The organism is Burkholderia sp. 8Y, from assembly GCF_902506145.1.
Lineage (GTDB): Bacteria > Pseudomonadota > Gammaproteobacteria > Burkholderiales > Burkholderiaceae > Caballeronia.
This window is the reverse complement of the sequence record NZ_LR733542.1, coordinates 1-15,379: the sequence shown is the minus strand read 5'-3', so window position 1 is coordinate 15,379 and position 15,379 is coordinate 1. Positions and strand designations below refer to the sequence as shown.

11 protein-coding genes and 4 pseudogenes are annotated in these 15,379 nt (G+C 57.8%); 9 read left to right on the top strand and 6 right to left on the bottom strand.

Going from position 1 to position 15,379, the window contains the following annotated elements; translation table 11 throughout:
• Positions 1-101 precede the first annotated feature (101 nt).
• Together GV035_RS26985 and GV035_RS26980 are read right to left on the bottom strand one after the other, a co-directional pair.
• Positions 102-476, bottom strand: coding sequence for a hypothetical protein (locus tag GV035_RS26985; RefSeq protein WP_159838849.1), 375 nt, complete (start codon positions 474-476; stop codon positions 102-104).
• Positions 477-720: 244 nt separating this feature from the next.
• Positions 721-1,686: a helix-turn-helix domain-containing protein gene (locus GV035_RS26980; protein ID WP_159838847.1), complete on the bottom strand. Its 966-nt coding sequence runs from the start codon at positions 1,684-1,686 to the stop codon at positions 721-723.
• A gap of 264 nt (positions 1,687-1,950) precedes the next feature.
• Here GV035_RS26980 and GV035_RS26975 point away from each other — a divergent pair, with 264 nt between their 5' ends.
• Together GV035_RS26975 and GV035_RS26970 are read left to right on the top strand one after the other, a co-directional pair.
• Positions 1,951-2,766: an SDR family NAD(P)-dependent oxidoreductase gene (locus GV035_RS26975; RefSeq protein WP_159838845.1), complete on the top strand. Its 816-nt coding sequence runs from the start codon at positions 1,951-1,953 to the stop codon at positions 2,764-2,766.
• A gap of 108 nt (positions 2,767-2,874) precedes the next feature.
• Positions 2,875-4,407, top strand: a complete 1,533-nt coding sequence (locus GV035_RS26970; protein ID WP_159838843.1) for an amino acid permease — start codon at positions 2,875-2,877, stop codon at positions 4,405-4,407.
• Between the two features lie 53 nt (positions 4,408-4,460).
• Here GV035_RS26970 and GV035_RS26965 read toward each other — a convergent pair whose 3' ends face one another.
• From GV035_RS26965 to GV035_RS26955, 3 genes are all read right to left on the bottom strand, one after another.
• Positions 4,461-5,252: a hypothetical protein gene (locus GV035_RS26965; RefSeq protein ID WP_159838841.1), complete on the bottom strand. Its 792-nt coding sequence runs from the start codon at positions 5,250-5,252 to the stop codon at positions 4,461-4,463.
• Positions 5,253-5,545: 293 nt separating this feature from the next.
• The gene (locus tag GV035_RS26960) at positions 5,546-5,749 is read right to left on the bottom strand and encodes a hypothetical protein (RefSeq protein WP_159838839.1); all 204 of its coding nucleotides are present in this window, start codon (positions 5,747-5,749) and stop codon (positions 5,546-5,548) included.
• 230 nt (positions 5,750-5,979) lie between these two features.
• The gene (locus GV035_RS26955) at positions 5,980-6,429 is read right to left on the bottom strand and encodes a hypothetical protein (RefSeq protein ID WP_159838837.1); all 450 of its coding nucleotides are present in this window, start codon (positions 6,427-6,429) and stop codon (positions 5,980-5,982) included.
• 977 nt (positions 6,430-7,406) lie between these two features.
• Here GV035_RS26955 and GV035_RS26950 point away from each other — a divergent pair.
• Positions 7,407-8,726 carry a hypothetical protein gene (locus GV035_RS26950; protein WP_236572866.1) on the top strand — a complete coding sequence of 440 codons (1,320 nt, stop codon included), beginning with the start codon at positions 7,407-7,409 and terminating at the stop codon, positions 8,724-8,726.
• Between the two features lie 234 nt (positions 8,727-8,960).
• On the opposite strand, the pseudogene GV035_RS29870 reads toward GV035_RS26950, so the two are convergent.
• A pseudogene (locus GV035_RS29870) lies at positions 8,961-10,360 on the bottom strand (gamma-glutamyltransferase family protein).
• A 161-nt stretch (positions 10,361-10,521) separates the two neighbouring features.
• Between GV035_RS29870 and istA the strand changes: the two are divergent.
• From istA to GV035_RS26900, 6 genes and pseudogenes are all read left to right on the top strand, one after another.
• Positions 10,522-12,024: pseudogene (istA, locus tag GV035_RS26925) on the top strand (IS21 family transposase); the annotation flags it as partial.
• 1 nt (position 12,025) lies between these two features.
• Positions 12,026-12,601, top strand: a pseudogene (locus GV035_RS26920) (ATP-binding protein); the annotation flags it as partial.
• An 84-nt stretch (positions 12,602-12,685) separates the two neighbouring features.
• Positions 12,686-13,081, top strand: a complete 396-nt coding sequence (gene tnpA, locus GV035_RS29795; RefSeq protein ID WP_201304077.1) for an IS66-like element accessory protein TnpA — start codon at positions 12,686-12,688, stop codon at positions 13,079-13,081.
• Entirely contained in the window at positions 13,078-13,422 is a 345-nt protein-coding gene (gene tnpB, locus GV035_RS26910; protein ID WP_079503813.1) for an IS66 family insertion sequence element accessory protein TnpB, read from the top strand. The genes tnpA and tnpB overlap by 4 nt, the downstream gene beginning before the upstream one ends.
• A 30-nt stretch (positions 13,423-13,452) precedes the next feature.
• Positions 13,453-15,039: an IS66 family transposase gene (gene tnpC, locus GV035_RS26905; RefSeq protein ID WP_159838827.1), complete on the top strand. Its 1,587-nt coding sequence runs from the start codon at positions 13,453-13,455 to the stop codon at positions 15,037-15,039.
• A gap of 45 nt (positions 15,040-15,084) precedes the next feature.
• Positions 15,085-15,252: pseudogene (locus tag GV035_RS26900) on the top strand (ATP-binding protein); the annotation flags it as partial.
• Positions 15,253-15,379: the final 127 nt, after the last annotated feature.

Here is a 15,379-nt window from a genome sequence, read left to right as displayed (position 1 = left end):
CGACGACGGCGACGGGTCGGCAACGCCTCTTCTTCGATAGTGTTCACGTGTCCGCTTATTCGCTTTAGTGGACACGATACTCCCAAGCGCTTCGCCGACAATCAAGGTGAGTTGGCCAGCCGCTTACTGGTCAGTAGCGACTGCAGGCACCGGTCGAATATGGCTCGAGTTTTAGCGGACGAGAAGTCGAGGCGCAGATTGCTGTCAAAGATTGACGCTAGAGCGCTGCCGTTCAGCGTCTGGCCGGTCGCGGCGGCGATTGGTCGTGCACGACTTGCCAACATAACCCTGGCTATGACGTCTTCGTCGCGCTGCATTGCCTTCGACCAGTAGGCGCACGACTCGACAATACTTTCTATTGACATCCAATCACCGGTCGCGAATTTAGTCGCAAGGTGGGAGATGACAAGGAAGGTCAGCATCTCGGCTTGCAACCGCATATCACCGCTGACATGAGAGCTCATCTTGATGGGCAACCAGGCGTGGCCAAGATGACATTCATTGTAGGGCGCAGGAGCCCGAGTTCAAGCCCTCAACCTAGGCTGCAACCCGTTGCGCGCAGCGCGTTTCTTTCCGACTCCGCGCAATGAAGGTCGATGCGATGTGCGGTGAGACATTATTCTTCCCAAGGTCTTCCAATCAAATGTCCTATCGGCTCTTTCGACCGAACGGACGCGCATCCAAGCAGACATATCCAACGGCTTGCAGGAGATGCGGCAGTCACCTTCGATACCGTCGAAGCGTTTCTGACGGAAGTTCGCCAAAGTGTTCACGATACTCGGCTGAAAAGTTCCCGAGGTGCCAGAAGCCCCACCGCGTGGCGGCTTCTGTTACGGAGTTGGCACTCTGGAGCTCGCGTTGCACCTTTCCGAGACGAATCACACGGGTGTACGAGAACGGATTGATGCCGAGCGCTTCTTCGAAGGCGTACTGCAACGTGCGACGGCTCGTTCTGAGCCGAACGCACAGTTCCGCAACTGTCAGTGGACAGTCAGGCGACGCCTCTACCAATTCACGGACCGCTCGAACGAGTTGCCAGTGCCGTGACGTACGCGAAGCGCTTTGTGTGACCAGGTCTGGTTCAGTGGCGAGCACGTCGGCGAGCCCGAAGACAGCACTTCGCTCGAACGTTTCAGCGATGTCCATGTCCTTCGTCAAATGTGGCATCTTGGTTAGCATGCCAAGCATGCTCTCAAGTGCCACACGAAACTCCTGTAACTTAGTGGAAGCAACCGGAATGAGTCCGGCTCTCTTCGAAAGCCGAGGGCGAAGCATTTCAAGTTGCTCCCGCGCGGCACGATTTGCTATGTTCTCTGGAGAAACCTCCAGGTTCACAACGAGGTGCTGGTCAGGAGACAAAAACTCAAATCCACCTTCTCCAGAGAAAACGTGGAGTGCATTTCGATGGCTAGCCTGTCCGCAAAGTAGCGCGTGTCCCTCCAACTGAAATGGGATGCCAACAGCGATTTCGTTCGCTGCAACCTCGCCACGCTGGTAGACCGTTCGATTGAGCCGCTCGATATGGACACGAAAGCCGCCGATGGCTAGCGTCGTGATTGAGCCAGCGAACACCCCACGCGAGATTTGACAATAGCTTTGATTCCACGTGTCGAGAAGCGCAGCTTGCTCCTCAACGCTATGGCAAGTCCTGACCGCGACTGACGTGGGTGATTCGCATGTTGACATTTTCGCATCCTCGACGAACGCCTTTTCCTGCCGACTGTTCAGTGTAAGGAAGAAAAAAATCAGCGGCGAGCCCCGATTCCCTGCGCTAGACCCCAATCTTTACATACAGCTTTCGTCGCGGTCGCGCGGTTCAGTCTACGACACACTCTTGCCCCGGCTTCGTCCTGCAGACGTTAGGTTCGACGCTGATTTTGCCAATTTTGGATAGTCCCGGGATTTCGGCGAGCCTACCTTGTGCTTACTCACACGACAAGGAGCGTTCGCATGGCTGTTCAACAGGGGTTTGCCGAAAGTAATTCCACCCCAAGCGCAGGAAGAGGACGTCTTGCCGGTAAGACCGCAATCGTCTCGGGTGGTGCAACGGGCGCGGGTGGTGCTGCCTCTCGATTGTTCGCTCGGGAAGGCGCCAAAGTCGCCGTAATTGACATCAATCAATCAGCCGGCCAACAACTGGTCGAGCAGATTCGAGCTGAAGGCGGAATCGCCGAACTCTTCGTCGCAGACGTCTCGACGCGCGCAGCCGTGGAAGATGCTGTCGGCAGCGTCGCGTCCCATTTCGGACAAGTCGACACACTGTTCAACCATGCCGGTAGTATCGTCGTTAAGCCCTTCCTAGAAACGACCGACGAAGACTATGACTGGCTGATGGATGTAAATGTCAGAAGCATGTTCTTGATGACAAGAGCCGTGCTTCCTCACATGTTAGCGGCAGGTCGCGGTTCTATTGTCTGCACTGCTTCCATCTCGTCAGTGGCGGCCACTCCGCTGGAGGTCTTGTATTTCACGACAAAGGGAGCTTGCGCCATGTTCGCGCGGGCTATTGCGGTCGAATATCGTGACCGCGGTATTCGTTGCAACGCGGTCAATCCCGGTTTCATTGACACCCCGCATGGCCGGCGGGAAATCGATGCTCTTGCTAAGTACGGTTTCGACGCGAGCGAAGCGGCTCTATCCGTGCAGCAGGGTCGGCTATGCGCACCTGAGGAAGTCGCGCACGCGGCCCTCTTCCTTGCGAGTGATGATGCGTCGTTCATCAACGGCGCCCACCTGTATGTCGACAACTGCTTCACCGCTGCGTGAACGCAAATAAGTCAAGCCGGCGCAAAGGGAGACATTCTCGCTGCTTGCATGTTATGCGAGCAGATAACCAATGCTCAACACGTGTGAATCCTTTGAAGAGGTAGCGTCATGGACACGAAACGAACTACGCACGCGACGGAATTCCTAGACGACGACGTAAAGTTGCTGCACGAGATGGGCTACGCTCAGGAATTATCCCGCCGTATGGGGGCAATCTCCAACTTCGCGGTGTCGTTCTCGCTGATTTGCATCCTCTCAGGAGGCATCACCTCCTTTCAGTTGGGACTATCTGCGGCGGGAGGTGCCTCAATAGGTTTGGGGTGGCCACTTGGCTCGCTGTTTGCCCTGATTGTCGCCGCGGCGATGGCACAAATCGCATCGTCGTATCCGACTGCCGGCGGGCTCTATCACTGGAGCTCAATTCTCGGGGGCAAGACGTGGGGATGGCTGACGGCATGGCTGAACCTTCTAGGCTTGGTTTTCGTTGTTGCCGCAATCAACTACGGAACCTATGACCCGTTCTTCCGAACCATCATCGCACCGATGTTCGGCGTTGCACCAGAGTCGCTCGGGTGGTGGTCGCAGACGTTATTTCTCACCGTCATCACTGCCTCACAAGCATTCTTGAATCACAAAGGCATTCGCATAACTAGCCGAATCACTGATTTGTCCGGCTACCTCATCTTTGCTGTGACCATCTTGCTTGTCGTGTCGCTGCTCGTCTATTCGCCTGTAAGGGTCGACTTGTCTCGGCTCTTTACCTTCACAAACTTTACCGGTGTAGACGGTGGCATGTGGCCAAAGCAAACGATGGCAATGGCCTTCCTGTCTGGCCTTCTTCTCACGGCATACACGATTACTGGGTTCGATGCTTCCGCCCACACATCGGAGGAGACACATGAGGCCTCTCGAAACGTACCACGTGGCATTATTGGCTCGGTGTTTTGGTCAACGACGTTCGGATACGTCATGGTCTGCGCGTTTGTGCTCGTGATGCCCGATGTCGGTGCTGCCGTAAAGCAAGGGACGGGCTTCTTCCAGGCAATTTTGGCGCCCATTACCGGGCCATTGCGCTTCGTCATCGAGATACTGATGTTCTTCATCAACTACGTCTGTGGACTCGCGGCTGTGACGTCAACGTCGCGAATGATGTTTGCATTCGCTCGTGATGGCGGGCTACCTGGCTCCAGGTGGATGCGAAAGGTCAATGCCGAACACCGAACTCCGGGCGTCGCAATCTGGGTGTCTGCCATCCTCGCAATTGCCGTTACGCTGTACGGCGATGCATTCTCGGTGCTAAGTGCAGGCAGTGCCGTATTCCTTTTCATCTCTTATGCGATGCCGATTGCCGCAGGAATCTCCGCTGAAGGGCGCACGTGGACCGAGAAGGGACCATTTCAGCTTGGCTGGCTGTCTAAGCCTTTTGGGGTTCTTGCTGTGTTCGGGGCGTTGGTATTGGCGTACGTGGGCATCCAACCGCCAAATGAGAAGGTCATTTACGTCATTGCGGCCTTGTTGGTCCTTCTTCTGGGAATTTGGTACCTAGGCGGCGTACGAAAGAGCTTCGCTGGCCCACCGCTTGGTGGCCAGTCGAAGGAACGCGAGCGTGCTCTCGAGAGCATTGAAGGGCAACTGGAGTAGGCTGCCGTGTGACGCACAAGGGGCGTGACGCCCCTTTTTGTATCGGTACGCGTTCATCGAGGCCGCTGAGCCGACGCGTTCATTGTCACGGAGACGAACTTTGATGCCGGCTGTACGGTAACCGTATATATGTGTCCTTCATCTGCAGCAACATCTTGGTCGCAGCGTTTCAAGGCTGCGACCTTTCCGACTTTATTGTTGCCGATATCGAAGCGATAAGAGCATACCTGCTGCCCGTCCTGTAAGAGCGTCATCAGCGACGTTCGGGATTCTAAGTCTTCTGCTTGTCCCTCTATTCGAAGGTCGAAATGGACGGCCCTTGGAAACGAGGCTGGAGGAAGTCGCCACCCGGCTATATCGCTGATTGGAATATCGCGCTCCAACAGTCCCGTAGTTCGGCTGTTGACAACCTTCTGCGGCGATGGAGGTGTCCCGCCTTCCAGCATCGAGGACGGAAGCGCGGATTGGCCACTCAGCCCAGGAACCATTAGAGGGACCAAGAGATTCTGAGCGTTTCGTGAGCAATCGTTGCTAGACGCCAGTGCTTTGGCCAAGTCACTCTGAATCACACCTTTGTACTGCTCATACTTCGCATCGACGCCGGCTTTGCCTTGAACCTGAGCAACAGCCTTCCACAGGTTGCTCAGTTGAGCATTCCCCTCGGCGTTGAGGCGCAAACTGCTACCGGACCCTTCAATCGGTGGTGAATTGCAATTTGCCTTGATGAAGTCGCTTATCTCCTGGAGCGACTTGACCTGCTGTTGATTTACCGTCTCGGCCCCGGCGGAATGAGATGCGCAGGTGAGGACGAAGGCGATGCCGAGCGCGGTTAGTTTCCTGTTCATTGGTCGCCACCTCCGACGCCGTGCATGTGAGCAAACGAAACGTTGAAAGCAAACGTCAGGAGAATCGCGCGCGGGCGTCGCGTGGTCCGAACGACTTCGTTCGGATTGTGCCATGTTGCAAGACGAATGTCGCCAGCTGAACCGGCGCTGTTTTCGGGGCTCTAGCTGACGAGAGCCGCATGTCAGCGTTGCATCGCTCGACGCATGGGCGACGTGGCAAGCAATACTGAGCGTTGAATCAAACCCACATGCGACAAGTCGCTCAGTATAACGCAGCGAAACGAATCAACGAATCAGTGCATCGACTTGCGTGCAAGCAGTGCATCGAGCGCGTCGCGCGCTGCTTGAAGCTCCGCGATAGCGGCGGTCAGGCGGGCCAGCGGTAGCGGCGGCGCTGCAGCGTCCGTCGAAGCGTTGAAGCGCTCCTCGAGCCCTGCGGATGCGGCCTGGACCTCTCGTGCTGCGGCGGCAACTCGCTCCCACGGCGGCAGCTTCATTGCCGTTCTTCTCAGTTGGTCCCATTTTACGTTGCCGTTACTTCGATGACTCTTCATTCTGCTCCGGTCGTGGTCAGACAGGGCCGCGCCGCTGGTTGCACCAAGGAGTTCGATGGCCGTGTCGAAACAAGAATTCTTCGACTGCACCGGTTTCGAGCAACGTTATTGCCTTGTGAGCCCAGACCCGGTCCAACCTTCCGTGATGGCGCGCTCATCGTCGAGAAAGACCGTCACACTGCAACGCCCAACTCGGACTCGTCGAATGCTTGCGACGCGCGACCCGGTTGAGCACATGCTGCACAGTAGACGGCTAGCTCGCGCTCGTCGACGACGCGCGCCGAGACGAGCCAAGGCTGCGACGCGTCTTCGAATTGCATCATGCTGACAGAGACGTGAGGCAACGTGCGGTCGACTGGTTGCAGACAAAGGGAGCAAGGGACGGTTTTGCCCCGCGATGGGTACGGGGATGTGAGCGTTGATGTGATTGCCGCTTCAGCGTACTCGCTACACTCAGAGCCGCAGAAGTCTGTCACCAATTCGTCGGCCGACACCATGACGACCGTTCCGGACGGCGTGTCCGTCAGCGTCTGACTGCGCTTCGATAAGCTGAAGTATCCTTTATGCAGCGGGTGGTCACAGACGCCGCAATATCGACCTTCGTAAGAAGTTGCCATGTTCATTTATCTCCTTGACGCCGTGGCGTTTGCCGCCGGCGCGACTGACATAGCGGAAGTCTAGGTTCTAACCTAGACATACTGCGTCTCAATCAACGGGACGGTCTAACAGGCTGAGCAATGCCTTTGCACGGAGAAGGAGGCCCTCATGATACGCAAAACGCTTAACAATCAACACCAGTACGAGTCCCGCACCCCGATTGACGCTAGACACCCCGCTGATGCGCGATACTGACGATGCGTCTTGTCTGGTTGCTGGTGTGCGAGTGCAGTGTGGTCGCGCAAAATCTGGTACCAATAGCACTGAGGCACAAACATTGTTCTAATTTTGAGAACGCATGCGCGAACGCTCATAGTCCTGAGGTTGCCGCCGCTTAAGGACGACGCGGGAATTGAGGTTGACGAGCGGCGACGCTGAGCGGAACATTCGCCCCGCTTCCGTCGGCTCGCCCCATTGAAAGCGACGATGCCTGTGGCTGTACTCAGTGCGGAGCAGTGGGAACTAATGATTTGCATTGGTCGCCGAGCCGCGCTGCAAATCGGGTGCGGCCATCGCTTAACCGTCCATCGCTTCACCGTCCAACGATTCCGTGTTGCGATGCGATTCATGAAGAGACGCTGAAAATGCGCCTCTGCAAACTCCCCGGCCGAACGAATCGTGCGCCACCGCACAGAACGCCGACGGTGGGGCCTGATATCGAATACATGTAACCGGCGGAAGGCAGTATCTGATTACTTCGGTCGAGCCAAAATTCGAGGGAAGCGCCATGCGTACACGGGACGGTTTTGTCGCCTCTGTTCTGAGTGTTTCAGCACTCTTCTTCACTGCGTGCTCCACGCGTCTTGAGAGCCAAGCCTTCGACCCGAGGGCCGGCGACGCGTATCCGATGGGCTCCTTCCCGTATGCGCTTCCCCTTACTAGGTTGAATGTCGTCTTTACCGTGACGCTTCTCGATTGTTCCACTTCCTTGCTAGCACCATCGATGGCGCTTTCTGTCGCCGCTTGTGTCTCGCAGACCTTCGAGGCAGACAGTGACGAGTATTGGTCGATTAAATATCGTCAGCTGGAAAGCGTCTTCAGAAACACCTCGCTCAAGCTGAATCTGAATGGAAACCAGACTATCCAAGGCTTGAATTCGACATCGAATGACCAGAGTCTTCAGGTTGCCGGAGCGACGCTTGGTACGGCCTCAGCTATCGCCGGCGCATTTTTCACAGGTAGAGTGCCGACGCCTGCTGGCATCAAGCAGAACCCGTCCGACTGGACCCTGTTCTATGACACGAATACTCAAATACTTAATCCAAGCGTTGCAACCGTCTGTAGCCCGCGAGCGACCCGAGCCTTGGCAAATGTTCAGAAGCTGAAAAGCGATTTGGCTAAGGGGACTTCGTCGAAAAATTCCAAAGCAACCGACCAAGGTTCGTCCGCGGCTTCAGCAGCTCAGACCGCAGACTCCGCTACGAGCTCGGTCGCTGGTCAGCTAGCGGAGGCGCTGAAGCTTGTGTCGCTCACGATTCCCGTCACGATAACCCCTAGAAAGGGTGATGTTCCTTCTCAACAGCCATCGGCGGACGGACGTCCAACCGTTTTCAAGGCCTATCCGGTCGGATTTCTTGCGCAGGTGTGGCAAGCGTGGGGGTCATCGAGTAGCCCACCTAGCGGCTTTCACTTCTCTATCAACGGGTCTGACGATACTATTCCGGTACCAACGAACGGGCTAAGTTGGGAGCATGCCGACGCCGTCGTTGAGCTGTCCTTGTTGGATGGGACACATCGTTGGAAGGACCAGAGCTTTATCGACGACAAACCGAAGGACAGCCCGGTGGCAGGGCTTGTCGTCCGGCAACCCATAGCAGGCCGACTTCGAGTATGTCTATCTTTGTGTGCGCCACTGGACGAGAACTGGTACGCGCCGGTCGACCCAGCAAACGCGAAAGGCGACATCATGGCGCCGGTTACTGTCTCTATTCCGCAATTTGGACGACACCTTGTCCTGCCCGTCGATAACCGATTTGCACAGAATCTCAACATCTCTTTGACGGTCGGCGCAGACGGTGCACCAAGTGTCTTGAGCTACCAAAGCGACTCGTCGCTTGCAGCAGGCGTCAGCGCTGTAGGGACCGGCGCCTCTGCTTACACCAATGCCATCAATGCACGGAACACTGCGATTGCTGCACAAAACAGCGCAGCAACGTCGGTGGCAACGTACCCTGACACTGCCTTGAAAGCACAGGCTGATTGTATGCAGCAGCAAGCTGCAATCGTAAAGCTTGGAGGAACGCCGTCTGTCCCTTGTCAGTGAAGGACGGACAATCGCTCGCCCAGCTAACGGACGCGTTTTGAATCTATACGCATCGTCAGTAGGCGGCCGCCCGACCGTCACGGCGTGGGTCCGAAGCTGCCACCCTCGCGCCGTTTTCTAGTATTCGGATACAGGCGACGCTACATGGCCCTTCGAGATAAGGAACCTCAACTAGCTCATGTCCCCGCTCTTTCAGCCCGTCTCGCACGGGATGCGGCATTGTTTCCTCGATGGTCAGCGCATCACCACCACCATGTGGCCAGTTGGCATTCTGCCCTCTTTGCGAACTGCTCCAGCGTGGTGCTTCGACAGGCTCTGTGGGTCTAGGTCGTAGTCCATCAAACCGACCGCCACCTGCAAATTGGTTTGAACTTGGTCGTCGGCTCCGGGCGTGCCGAAGACCGCCCAGACCTTTCCATCCTTCAGGACCATCGGCGCGTTCATAGTATGCCGGACCCGCTTACCTGCCACGAGTTTATTTGGAAGTCCGGCTTCGAGATGGAAGCAGTTCAAGCGATTGTTGAGCAGGACACCCTACTGTTCGAGAAGCACGCCCGAACCAAAGCACGTGTTGAGGCTTTGAATTGCTGACACGGCGTTCCCGTGACGGTCTACAACACAGAAATAGGTGGTGTTGCCCTCCCCGCGTTCAGGTCGGACAGGCCGAGTAGCGCTTCGGCGTAGGTCAATCTCCTCCGCCAAGGCTGCCACGTACGATTCCGCCAGAATTTGGTCGACTGGGATTGGCGCGAATGAAGGTTCAGCCCCAAGCCTCTCCCGCTCGACGAAGGCTAGCTTTTTCGCCTCTATTAGCAGATGCGCCACGTCGGCGGACAGGAAAGCCGACTCTCGCGGCAAATGAGCCTCCACGAGCTTGAGAGCTTGAAGCAGAACGAAGCCGGTGGAGTTCGGCGGTGTTTGTCGGACCTCGAATCCTCGATAGCGGACGCTGATTGGCTCCTGGAGCTCGGACGAAAGCTTGCCAAGTCGTCTAGAGCAATCGGAACGCCCGCCTTGGAACAATCCGCAGCAACGACTTCGGCCAGCGCACCTCGGTAAAATCCTTCGGCTCCCTCTCGAGCCAAGACCTCGAGTGAAGCTCCAAGTCCGTCTTGAACCAAAAAGTCGCCAATCGGCGGAGCGTGGCCGTCGCGAAGGAAGACCTTCGCTGCGCCAGCAAAAGACTTGATTTCATCTGCGTACTTCGCTGCAAAGCGCTGGTAAACGTGCGTTACGCCGAAGCCGTCAATCGCCGCTGCTATGGCCGGCGCTACGAGCTCCGCCCAAAGCAGACTGCCCTGTTCAGAATGCATGACGCCCAGTGCTCCGATGGCACCGGGGACGGAAACACTTTCGGGTCCGCGCATCGGCAAGCGGCTCATGCTAGCCTTCACTGTGCGAGGTGGCGCGAATCCAAAGCCGTTGTACACCACGCCCTTCGATTCGTCCGCCCGGTAGCAGTGGTAAAAGCCGTCCGCCCCAAGGCCCGACATATGCGGCTCGGCCACGCCCAGGCACAGCGACACCGCAACTGCGGCGTCAAACGCATTTCCGCCAGCGCGAAGAACATCTAACCCAGCCTGTGTTGCCACAGGGTGGTTGGTAGCAACGGCGCCCGACCTCCCCACGCGCATCGGTCGATGTGCTCTCTGAACTCTCACGCCTAGCTCCTTTCGGTCAAGGGTGTTGATAGGCGCGCAAAACTGACCCACTTCCGCTAGAAATTTGCATCGAAAATTGACCCACATGTTCAACTCCCCGCTTGGACGCCAAGCGGGAGAACGGAGTGATAACCGTGAGCATGTTGGCCAAAATTCGGCGGATGCATTTCCGCGACGGCGTCCCGCTGCGGGACATTGCGAGACAGACGGGGCTGTCAAGAAACACCATTCGACGCTGGCTGCGCGAGCCGTCGACGGGTGAGCCGAAGTATCCGAAACGCGTCAATAACAGCGTTGTCGACCCTTGGTCCGAGCAACTGCGGTTGTGGCTGCTCGCCGACACCAAGCGTCCAAGACGAGAGAGACGTTCGGCGACTCAGATGTATGAGGATTTGCGCGCCTCCGGGTACGACGGCAGTTACGACCGCGTATCAGCGTTCGTTCGCAACTGGAAGAAGGAACGCGATGCCGGAGCGCAGCGTGGCGCCTTCGTGCCGCTCGCGTTCGAATACGGCGAAGCGTTCCAGTTCGACTGGAGCTGCGAGTACGTCTTCATCGGTGGGCTCAGGCGCCGAGTGGAGGTCGCGCATCTGAAGCTCGCCGCGAGTCGCGCCTTCTGGCTCGTTGCCTACCCGACCCAAAGTCACGAGATGTTGTTCGACGCCCATGCACGAGCGTTTGTTGCTCTCGGTGGCGTCCCTCGTCGCGGCATATACGACAACATGAAGACTGCTGTCGACAAAGTCGAACCTGGCAAGGAGCGCGCTATCAATGCGCGGTTCCACGCGATGTGCGGCCATTACCTGTTCGAGCCGGAGTTCTGCAACCGAGCCGCCGGCTGGGAGAAAGGCATCGTCGAGAAGAACGTTCAAGACCGGCGCCGACAGATTTGGCACGATGCAATCGTGATTCGCTGGGAGTCGCTTGAAGTTCTGAACATATGGTTGGCCGAGCGATGCCGACAGGCGTGGAAGGAGTTGAAACATCCACAGTGGCCTGAACTAAGCGTCGAAGATGCTTTGGCAGACGAACGTCCACGGCTGATGCAGATGCCGAAGCCATTTGATGGCTACATCGAAAAGCCGGCGCGTGTGTCGCCCACGAGTTTGGTACACCTGGACCGAAACCGTTACAGCGTGCCGACCGAGTACGCGCATCAAATCGTCAGCCTGCGCTGCTATCCGACTTACATCAGCCTGGTCGCCGACGGCATCGAGATTGCCCGCCATCCGCGCAGCTTCGACCGCTATCAGACCTTCTACGACTGGCGCCACTACATCGCCTTGGTGGAGCGCAAGCCCGGCTCGTTGAGAAACGGTGCGCCGTTCTTGACGATGCCCGAACCGATGCTTCGACTGCAAAGACACCTGTTGAAGCAGACCGGCGGCGACCGCGTGATGGTGCAGGTCCTCGCGGCGACTCCAATTCATGGGCTGGAGGCGGTGTTGGTTGCGGTCGAGCTAGCGCTGGAATCGGGGCGTCCGAGCGGTGACCATGTCCTGAACATTCTCGCGCGCCTAAAGAGCCCGACGGCTCGACCGGGTGACGTGGTGAGAACGGCAATCACGCTCGAGGTCGAACCGGTTGCGGATGTTCACCGATACCAGCGGCTTCGCGTTCGCAACGAGGAGGATGGTCATGTCGAAGGAAACTGCCGCATTACTGAAGTCGTTGAAGCTCCACGGTATGGCGCAAGCGTGGCCCGAACTGCTCGCGCAGGCGCGTCACAACGAGTTCGAGCCGGGGAAGTTCATGCAGATGCTGCTGAAGGCGGAAACAGCCGAGCGTCAGGTGCGGTCAATCAACTATCAGATGACCGCTGCACGTTTCCCTGCTCACCGCGACCTCGCGGGCTTCGACTTCGAGCAAGCGAGCGTCGATGAGGGCCTCGTTCGTGAACTCCACACCGTACGATTCTGCGAATCGGCGCAGAACATCGTGTTCATCGGCGGACCCGGCACGGGGAAGACGCACCTTGCGACGTCAATCGGATTCGAAGCGATACAGCACCACGGAAAGCGGGTTCGATTCTTTACCACCGTCGAGCTTGTGAACCAACTTGAAGCTGAGAAGGCCGCAGGCAAACCTGGACAACTCGCGAATCGGCTGATGTATGTCGACGCCATTGTGCTGGACGAACTCGGGTATCTGCCATTCACGCAAACCGGGGGCGCACTGCTGTTTCATCTGTTCTCGAAGCTCTACGAGCGTACGGTAAGCGTCGCGTCGCGGCCGTCTTGATCTGTGCGATCGGAGACGCCAAAGTGGTTCCCACCATTTTGAGTAGCGGAAACCATTTTGGGATCAGAAGAGAAGCCAGCGTCGGGAACACGTAAAGGCATCCCGAACCATAGCCCAGAGTTTCGACGTCGCCTGGCCGCAGCCGCATGTGAGCCAGGCGTCTCTGTTTCGAAACTCGCCCGGGAACATGGCATCAACGCGAACATGTTGTTCAAGTGGCGGCGGCGTTACCGTGCGGAGCAGGCTGCCGGGACGACCGAACTTGTTCCGGTGACGATCGTGAGCGACGCGCCGCTCGCCATCACGCCGACATCTTCGGTCGAACCGGACACGGTGAAGCCAGCCAGAACCATCGGCACGATTGAAGTCCGAATTGGCCGGGCGGTGATCAAGGTCGATGGTGTGGTTGACGCCGAAACGCTGCGTACGGTGCTCAAGAGTGTGCGATCGTGATCGGCCTGCCAACGGGTACACGCGTGTGGATCGCGGCGGGCGTAACCGACATGCGTAGCGGCTTTCCTGCTCTTGCCGCGAAGGTGCAAACGGCACTCCAGGAGAATCCGCTCGGCGGCGATGTGTTCATTTTTCGGGGGCGTCGCGGCGATCTCGTAAAAATTCTGTGGGCAACCGATGACGGCCTATGGCTTCTCGCGAAGCGGCTTTCGCGCGGACGGTTTATCTGGCCACAGGCTGATGGAGGCAAGATCTATCTGACGTCTGCGCAGCTATCGATGTTGCTGGAAGGCATCGATTGGCGACAACCCCGGCGTACGGCCGCACTGTCGATGTTGTAAACGGCATCGAAGGCTCGTAAACTGCGGCGCATGCCTGACCATGCGCCGCTTCCGCAAACCGTTGCCGAGCTCCACGCCCTGGTGCTCGAGCAGCAGGCATCGATGGCAAAGATGCGCCAGGAGATCGCCGAACGCGACCGGGAGATTGTTGAGCGGGACCGGGAACTTGAGCGCCTGAAGGCACAGATCGACAAGCTCAGGCGCATGCACTTCGGGCGTAAATCCGAGCAGGTAGACCGACAGATCGATCGGCTCGAAACCCAACTTGAGGATCTGGCAGCGGGCAGCGGCGTTGCTGATGTTCGCCGTGCCCGTGCTCGCGCATCGAGTTCAGGCGCGGCCGCGGCGTCCGCGAAGGAAGCCCTACCGGACCATCTGACACGCGAAGAACGCGTGCTCAAGCCCGATTCCATCTGCCCGAAGTGCAACAACGCCATGGACTCGCTCGGCGAGGATGTATCCGAGCAACTCGCGCGCGTCACAGCAATGTTCAAGGTCATCCGCACGATCCGTCGCAAGCGGATCTGCGCCGGTTGCGGCCACATCGTGCAACCACCCATGCCGGGGCTGCCAATCGAGCGCAGCATCGCGCATCCGAGCTTGCTGGCCGAGATCATCGTTTCGAAATATGCGAACCATACGCCGCTGTATCGGCAATCCGAGATCGCGGCGCGCGACGGCGTCCGTCTCGATCGGGCCACCATGGCACGTTGGGTCGGACAATGCGAAGAACTCTGCCGGTTGCTGACTGAAGCGCTGCGTCGTTACACGATGTCGGCTGCGAAGCTCCACGCGGACGACACACCGATCCCGGTGCTTGCGCCCGGCAACAAGAAAACCAAAACGGGTCGGTTGTGGGTCTACGTGCGCGATGATCGACGCTCTGGTTCGAGCGAACCCGCTGCTGTCTGGTTCGCGTACTCGCCGGACCGCAAAGGCATCCAACCCCAAACCCATCTTGCCGGATTCGAAGGCGTCCTTCAGGCGGACGGCTATGCCGGCTTCAACGAGCTGACCGAAAGCGGCAAGCTTTGCCTGGCATCTTGCTGGGATCACGCGCGCCGATACGTCTTCAACGTCCATGAGACGGCCCCGTCGGAAACCACAAAACAATGGCTCGACATGATTGGCGATCTTTACGAAATCGAGGCTACTATCCGCGGCAAACCACCCGATGAGCGGCGACGCGCCAGACGGGAAAAGAGCACCCCCTTGCTCGGGCTTCTCGAGATGTCGATGAGGGAGAAACTGGCGACGCTTTGGCCGAAGGCTCCATTGGTCGAGGCGATCAACTACTCTCTGAACCGCTGGGATGGACTCACGCTATTTTGTGACGACGGCCGCGTCGAGATCAGCAACGTGCTCGCCGAAAATGCCTTGCGCTGTGTGGCCCTCGGTCGGCGCAATTTTATGTTCGCGGGCTCCGACAGCGGTGGTGAGCGAGCCGCCGCAATGTATAGCCTGATCGGCTCGTGCAAATTGAACAACATCAATCCACGCGCCTACCTGGAATTCGTGCTCACGCACATCGCCGATCACCAGGCCAACCGCATCGACGAACTGTTGCCCTGGAACGTCGCGAAGCATCTCCTCCCATCTACACCTACCTCGCTTTGATCTCTTCTGGTAGCGGCACGATACGCCGGCCGCGTTCTTCGACGCTTGTCCAGAAAATTTGAAACGGCCCTCACGCGACGCTTACAGCGTACGAGCATCTTGGTTACGACTAACCTAAGCTTCTCCGAATGGTCAAACGTATTCGGCGACGCGAAGATGACGACTGCGCTGCTCGACCGCCTCACACATCACTGCCACATAGTCGAAACAGGCGTATGCGACTCGGCACGACCGTATCTCAGTGCGGAATATTTCGACGCATGATGGGCGCGTTCAGCTTGACGGAGACAGTCAGCCATGTCGAACGCAGCGGGCCGTACCCATCCCCATCGCACGTATG

Excerpts from the sequence above, each read along its gene's own strand:
- GV035_RS26980 (WP_159838847.1), bottom strand. The coding sequence starts at position 1,686 with ATGTCAACATGCGAATCACCCACGTCAGTCGCGGTCAGGACTTGCCAT.
- GV035_RS26975 (WP_159838845.1), top strand. The coding sequence starts at position 1,951 with ATGGCTGTTCAACAGGGGTTTGCCGAAAGTAATTCCACCCCAAGCGCA.
- GV035_RS26970 (WP_159838843.1), top strand. The coding sequence starts at position 2,875 with ATGGACACGAAACGAACTACGCACGCGACGGAATTCCTAGACGACGAC.
- GV035_RS26965 (WP_159838841.1), bottom strand. The coding sequence starts at position 5,252 with ATGAACAGGAAACTAACCGCGCTCGGCATCGCCTTCGTCCTCACCTGC.
- GV035_RS26960 (WP_159838839.1), bottom strand. The coding sequence starts at position 5,749 with ATGAAGCTGCCGCCGTGGGAGCGAGTTGCCGCCGCAGCACGAGAGGTC.
- GV035_RS26955 (WP_159838837.1), bottom strand. The coding sequence starts at position 6,429 with ATGAACATGGCAACTTCTTACGAAGGTCGATATTGCGGCGTCTGTGAC.
- GV035_RS26950 (WP_236572866.1), top strand. The coding sequence starts at position 7,407 with ATGGCGCTTTCTGTCGCCGCTTGTGTCTCGCAGACCTTCGAGGCAGAC.
- tnpC (WP_159838827.1), top strand. The coding sequence starts at position 13,453 with ATGCCTGACCATGCGCCGCTTCCGCAAACCGTTGCCGAGCTCCACGCC.